This is a genomic window from Bartonella sp. AC535YNZD (genome assembly GCF_042196625.1).
GTDB lineage: Bacteria > Pseudomonadota > Alphaproteobacteria > Rhizobiales > Rhizobiaceae > Bartonella.
Map to the genome: position 1 here is coordinate 19,811 of NZ_JBHIQP010000017.1, position 7,444 is coordinate 27,254.

Sequence of the window (7,444 nt, forward strand, 5' to 3'; positions counted from 1 at the left end):
GTTTGCAGTTTTTGCTTCTTATGCTGTTTTTCTTCCTTTAGTGTATTTTTATTAAATTCTCTTGAAATCACCGCTTTGGGGTAGAGTTTTTATTTCTATCTATATTTTTACGCGTTTTTATAAATAATACAATTTTAAATTGTGATATTTTGGGATTCTAGCTTTACATAAAACATAGGGTGGATATATAAAATCCAAAACGTATTTTAAATTATCACGCGTAACCAAATTTATTAAACAGAATGCGTGTTTTTTGTTTTTAGAGAAGGGGAAGAAAGTTTGTAGAAAATTATGTTTAAAAATCATCTCTCTTTATGTCATTTTACAACGGTTATTTTTTTCTTTGTATACAATACTGATGCAGGTGAGATTTCTTCTGAGAAGAAGCCATATTCATGTAACGAAAGTGCCTCATTTTATCGCTGTAATGATGGTAAAACGCATGAAATTGCCAAGAAAACTTATCAACTTACGGGTGAAAGTTCTGATGCTGCCATAGAGGCATCAGGGAAAAATACAGTCATTGAGGGAGAGGCTATAATCATTAATGGTGTCTCAAATACAAATAGCCATTCAGAAACAAACGCTTGGACAACAGCTGTAAAGTCCTCAAATGGGGGAGGCGTTGCTCTATTTGATTCCATGTTAAATAACGTGTCGATAGGGGCCGATATTAATGATGAGGGAGCTTTTGAGATGCAGAATGGGGTGATTAAAGCAACCAGAATGGGGATCAGTGTTGGGGGTAAAGGGTCGTTTGTTTCTTTGACCAAGACAGAGATTAAGACATCTTCTGATGCGATAGGTCTTTTGAGTCATAATGGTGCAAAAATTTATATGAAAGGAGGAAAAATTAATTTTGCTGATGGTATTGGTGTTCAAACAGGAGGAGATGGAGAAATTAATTTAGAGGGCGTTTCTATTAGTGGGAGGGGGAAACTGGGAACAAATACAGATAATTATCGTGAAGGTTCTGCTTTTAGTATGCTTCAGGGGAAAGGCTCTCTTAATTTCCAGAAAGGAAACGTTAATGTCGACAATGTTCATGGTATTGTGGTGCAGGGGAATAACCATAATGCTGCTCATATAAAATATTCCAATATTTTTGTGAGAGGGAATGGATTTAATGGCATGCACTTTTTTTGGGAAGCTGTCTTAAATGATAAAAAAACAATTATACCTGGAAAAGGGACTGTCCATTTGACAAAGACAACTTTTATGGCTCCAGAAAGTACGGCTATTTATAGTCGAGAATTCGAAAGTTCTGTTAAACTCTCACAACATTCAAAAATTTCTGGAGATTCACTCCTGAAAGCTGTTGAGCGTTCTACTGTAAAGATTGAGGCTGATGCTTCTACCCTTGTAGGAGGCGCACATGTTGATGAAAGTTCTACAGCTAAGATAGATTTAAAAAATGGTTCAAAGTGGATTTTATCGCGACCAAAATATGACAAATTGCAAAATTCTGATGCTTTTGGTTCTAATTTAGGGGACTATTCCTTCATTTCATCGGTCAATCTTACGGATAGTTCTCTTGTTTTTGAAGAATTAAAATCTAAAACAACAGATGGTTATCAGACACTTCTCATCGGAAAAGGATCGGGGACTGTCTATCGTGCACAAGGCGATGCGCGTCTTTATCTTAATGCATATTTGGATAAAGGCGGAGCTCTGCAAGAGCAAAAAACTGACCGGCTTTTAATCAATGGTGATCTTGAAGGAAAAACGACAGTCCATGTGTATAGTGTTCCTGGAAGCTCAGGGGCATTGACGGGAGAGGGCGGTAATAATCAGGGGATTTCCATTATTCAGGTTTATGGAAAAGCCATGGAAGATTCTTTTCAGTTAAATGGGGGGTATGTCACACTTGAAGCCTCCCCCTATCAGTATCATCTTAAGAGTTATGGTCCAGGCTCTGCTTTAGGGACTGCAGATTCCAATCAAAGAGTGCTTAAAAATACTGGAACATTTTGGGATTTCCGCCTCGAAAGTAAATTTGTTGATTCTCCCTCTCTTGATTCTACTGAAATTGTTCCTCCTGCTTCTGATGATATTCCTTCTGTTCTTAAAATTCATCCTAATATTACTGGAGGTGAGGATGGTTCTATTGATTCTAACTCTCAGCAAAAACCTCAGGAGCCAAGTCTTTCTTCTCCTGTAGATTCTCCTGATAGGGATTCCCATCTTACGACCACACCTAATGTATCTGATGTTTTTGTACTTGAGATCCCCAATCCTCTTTCCTCTCTTGCACCTGTTGTTCCCGCTATTGCTGAATCTAATCCAGTTGCTCCACCTGCATCTGGTTCACTTGTTCCGCCATCTGTTCCACCCACTCCTTCTGTTGTTTCCCCAGTTGCATCTGTTTCTCCTGTTCTGTCATCTGTTTCACCCACTCCTTTTGTTGTTACTCCACCTGCGTCTGGTTCTTCTGTTCCGGCATCTGTTTTTGAGCCTTCTTCTTATTTTGAGCCAAATGTGAGAGTCGTTGTTCCACAGGTTTTGACTTATATTCTTGTGCCAAATACCTTATTTTATGCTGGATTGATGGATATCAGTAATCAAAGCAAGCAGTTGCAAGCGCTGCGAACTGTTTCTGGTCGGTTGTTAAAAAATGATGAAAATCCCGCTTTGTTTTTGCGCGGTTACGGTGGACATCATCATTATACTTCAAATTTGTCTGCATTTAAATATGGTGATTATGGCGGTGAGCTTGATTATAATGCACTAGAGGCAGGTCTTTTACTCAAGAAAATCGAAAGTGCATACAGTACGACATCTTTTGGGATTATGGGAAATTATGGCAAACTTTCGTTGCAGCCTCGAAAGGTTAAACAAAGTCAAGAAAGTATATTTGATAAATGGACAATCACAGCATATGGAAGCATGCAGCATGATACGGGTCTCTATATGGATGGTCTCTTCTCTTATGGTTTGTTTAATGGAAATGTTCTCACACTTGAGCGAGGTAAAACGGTTGCATTGAGAGGGAAGCCCCTAAGTGTTTCCTTAACTGCTGGTAAAACGTTTATGATAGGCAGCCGATATTTTATTTTTGAACCACAGGTTCAGTTTGTTTATCAAAATCTTCAGTTTCATAAGACTCGTGATATTGATAATTTTAATATTGATATGCGAAGCCCAGATCATTGGGGGATGCGTATTGGTGGGTATTTAACGAAGACACTTACATTTACTAAAGATAAAGATGCACATGTTCTTTCATTCTATGGTAAGCTTCATTTCATTCGTAGTTTTGATGATAAACAATTTGTATATTTTAAAGATGCTTTCCAGCTTGGTTCCTTTGGGACTTCTTTAGAAGCTGGATTTGGTGTTTTTTCGCAATTATCTCCAAAAATTATTTTTCATAGCGATCTGATTTATCAGCATAAATTTACGAGTGACGGCTTTTCCGGAACGCATTTTTCTGGTGGATTAAGTTATCGTTTTTAATTGTATTTTTCTTTAATACATCCTTTGTGAAAGACATAAACACAAAACATGGTTTTATTGTGTTATTTTTCTGATTTTTGACTTTACATATAATACAAAACAAATTATATGTAACGGTACATAATAAGAATAATGAGTAGATGAACCAGGTGTGTCTTTTCAGTTTTTTATGAAGATAAAATAAAGAAAGTTTAGACTAAATTATGATTAAAGTACTAAAACGTCATGTGTGTGTGTTCTCTTACGACCTCTATTTCTTTCTTCGCGCACAATATAGATGTGAGTGCAGAAGATTATAATCTCTCGTGTAATTCTCTTTTTAAGTCGTATTCGTGTGATACAGTTGATGCTTCTCGTACTTTTGGAAGTCGTAATAAGTTATATATGAGTGGATTGGATAGGAGGACTACAGGTGTTATTTTTACAATACGAACTCATAACATAGTTATTAAACCGCAAAAAAGTAAAGGGGAAAAAGGCTTTCAGGAACTGATGGAATTTTAGAATTAAAGAGATCTGAGAAGATTACATCAGCAGTGGTTGTGTTAAAAGACAATAAAACTTCTTTTAAAAAAAGTTCTATTACAGGAAATGGCGAAAAGAAAAGTAGAAATGATACGTTATCTCAATCTGTGTTTGGTGTGAAGCAGGGCGGTTTTTCCTTTGATGAAGGTAAGATTCAGGTTTCTAATGTTCATGGTATAGAGGCAAGTGTCTTGCTCAATGCGATTGAGGATACACATCACACTTCGAGCTTTGGAAAAATGGAGAATAATGGGAAAAAACTCTCTACAGCCTCAAGATGTTAAAGAAAGCAAAAAAGTACATTTGATAAATGGTCTATTACAGCATATGGCAGCATGCAGCATGATACAGGCTTTTATATCGATGGACTTTTTTTCTACGGGTTATTTAAAGGGGATGTTCTCACGCAAGCAAGAGGTAAGACAACAACATTGAAGGGGACACTTTTGAGTGCTTCATTGGCTGCCGGTAAGCCATTTATGACAGGACATAAGGGGCTTATTTTTGATACGCAAGTTCAGGTCGTTTATCAAAATATACGGTTTGATAAGACCTCTGATAACGATGGATTTGATGTCGAAATGGGAAAGCTTGATTTGTGGGTGATGCGTGTTGGCGGGAATTTAAGCAAGACGCTTGCTGCTTCTGAAGAAGAGCATGTTGTTTCTTTCAATGGGAAACTTCATCTTACCAATAGTTTTGGCGAAAAACAACGTGTGCAGTTTGGAGATGAATTTCAATTAGGAGCTTTTGGTTCTTCTTTAGAAACTGGAGTAGGGCTGAAGGCTCAGTTGTCTTCAAACTTTGCGTTGCATGGAGATGTGACCGATCAGTATCGTCTTAGCAAAGTTGGCTTTTCTGGGACGATTTTTTCAGGTGGTTTACGCTATCATTTTTAGATGCCTATGAAATATAGAGTAATTTTTACATAAGTTATAAAGTGTTTTGAGAAGTATAAAATGAATATTAAGTTTTATACTTCTCATTGTTTGTGTGTTTAACTTAATATTATGGGGAATATTTTTTATTTTTAACTAACAGGGGGAGAAAGGCAAATTGGGAATAAAGTTATGGTTAATGTATTAAGCGGGTATAAATTTTTATTTATTACAACGGCTATTGTTTCTTTTTTGCCAATCGTGAGTGTTAATGCGAATCCTAATAATTTAGGAACTTCCTGTAATGTATCAGGGAGTTTTTTTACATATAGCGATAGTAAAAAACATACGATAAGTAATAAAAATTATACTCCTTCTGTCTCTTCTCTAGATGATTTTATTGCTGTCTTCTCTATAGAAAAAGAGGGAACTGTTTTAAATTTATTAGAGACAAATATTATCTCGCATAGGCCAAAGCAGTCATTTTTATATAGTGCATCTGTAAAAGATGATGGCAAGCTTGTTCTAACCAATTCAAATATTAAGGATATGTCCGGTTTTCGTGTTCAGAACGGGCAAGTTGTGATGAATAGAGGGAAGATTGAAGGTAGTTTGCAAGCTGTATGTGCAGAAGGAAAAAAAACCGATATTGCTTTAGTGAGCGTAAATATTGATATTGTATCAGATAACTTGAATGCAAAAGGGATTGGATTTGTTAGTAGTTCTGATGCATTCGTTAGGATATCAGGCAGTACTATTACTTTTAATGAGATTGGTGCGTTTTCAACACAATTTGGGGGAAAATATCTTATTGATACAACCAATATTCAGGGCAAAGGTAAGAAACACACGATTGTAGTTGATAATGAAACTATTGATGAATTTCCAAGAGCTTTTGACATATCACAGGGTGGTAATGTTCATTTGCGTGGTGATTCTATTCAGCTGACTGATATGCATGGCTTCTTGATTACGAATTTTGCAGGTTATGCAGATGCTGAAGGTAAATTGATTCAAGAATACGCTTCATCAAATGCGTTTAAAAAGACAAGTATTAAGATAGAAAAAAACAATATTTCTGTTCAGGGTGAGGGAGTATACGGTCTGTATTTTTATGGATTAGGTCCAGATGTATGGGGTGATATGTTTAAGGTAGGGAGTGAAAAACTTTCAAAAGTAGAAAAAATTGTTTGGGGTGAAGCATCTTTGCATTTGTCACAGACAACTTTTTCAGTTCCTGATGGTATTGCCATTTATAGTACGGGAGATGATATTTATGGAGCTGAAGCTACCATTGAATTAACAGAAAGGACAAAGATCTCTGGTGATTTATTGTTAAAGGCTCAAAATAATTCTTCTCTATTGGTGAAAGCAAAGAATTCTACCCTTACAGGGGGTATTCGTGTTGAGGATGTATCAACTGTTCACTTAGAATTAACACATGGCTCTGCATGGTATCTCACCAAAAGGAAACATACAGATTTACAGGAATCTCTTCCTGTAGATTCATTACTTTCGTCTATAAGCATTTCTGATAGCACAATTTTTTTTGATAAATTTATATCTCAAGATTATCAAACGCTATATATTGGAAAAGTATATATTGAGAAAGGAAGTAATCTAAATGACATAAATCCAATAAATGGGATACAATATGATAAAGACGCTTATAATGCAAAGGGAAATGTGCAGATTAAGATGAGTGCGTTTGTGAATAATGACGGCTCGTTTAATCCGCAAAAAACTGATCGTATTTTGATCTACGGGAATGTTTTGGGAAGTACACTGCTCATGATGGAGAAATTTTCCAAAACCTTAGAAGGAGAAGCTGGCAATAAAGGGAGTCAAAGTATTTCACTTGTTCAAGTTGCTGGGACAGCAGAGGAAAGTTCTTTTAAGTTAGCCAATAATTATACTACAGTGAATGGATTTCCTTATCAATATAAACTTCGTGCCTATGGTCCAAGTTCTTCTTCTGGAAATGCAGATCCAAAGAATAGATTGGTTGTTGGAGAAGGGGATTTTTGGGATTTTCGTCTCGAAAGTGTTTACATTGGTCCTGAATTAGATTCTTCTGAAACTGCTTCTAAGCCAACGTCTACAGTTTTACCTCCTCAATCTGAAGAAGAGACGGTTCCTTCTAAACGACCAACAGAGACTATTTCACCTGAACAACCCCCTTCTGTTGAGCCTCCACTTATACCATCTACACCTTCTTTGCCTGAGGGATCTGAACCGTCTGAAACATTTATCCCTACGGATTCGACGCTGACTCCTTCTGCACCAGTTCCGTCTCCCTCTGTACCAACAGTTCCAGAAAATCCTTCTGCTGTGCCTATGCCTGCACCATTTGTTCCAGTTGAGACTTCTACGGATGAGATTATGCCATCTAAGCCCTCTGTTCCGGTATCTCCTTCATCTCCAGATTCTGTTCCTTCTGCTTCTTCCCCTGTTGAACCAAAGCCTTCTGGGGATTCTGCTCCTATTAATCCTTCGTCTAATCTCCAAATTAGAGCTGTTGTTCCACAGGTTCCAACTTATCTTCTTTTGCCAAATGCCTTATTTCATGCTGGTTTAGTGGATAT

General features: G+C 36.9%; 2 protein-coding genes and 1 pseudogene. All 3 read left to right on the top strand.

The features are described 5' to 3' along the window. Positions 1-291 precede the first annotated feature (291 nt). Positions 292-3,456, top strand: a complete 3,165-nt coding sequence (locus ACFIM8_RS08185; RefSeq protein WP_375614763.1) for an autotransporter outer membrane beta-barrel domain-containing protein — start codon at positions 292-294, stop codon at positions 3,454-3,456. A 695-nt stretch (positions 3,457-4,151) separates the two neighbouring features. Beyond that, positions 4,152-4,880: pseudogene (locus ACFIM8_RS08190) on the top strand (autotransporter domain-containing protein); the annotation flags it as partial. A 171-nt stretch (positions 4,881-5,051) separates the two neighbouring features. Continuing rightward, on the top strand, positions 5,052-7,444 hold a 2,393-nt coding region (locus ACFIM8_RS08195), incomplete at its 3' end, for an autotransporter outer membrane beta-barrel domain-containing protein (protein ID WP_375614764.1).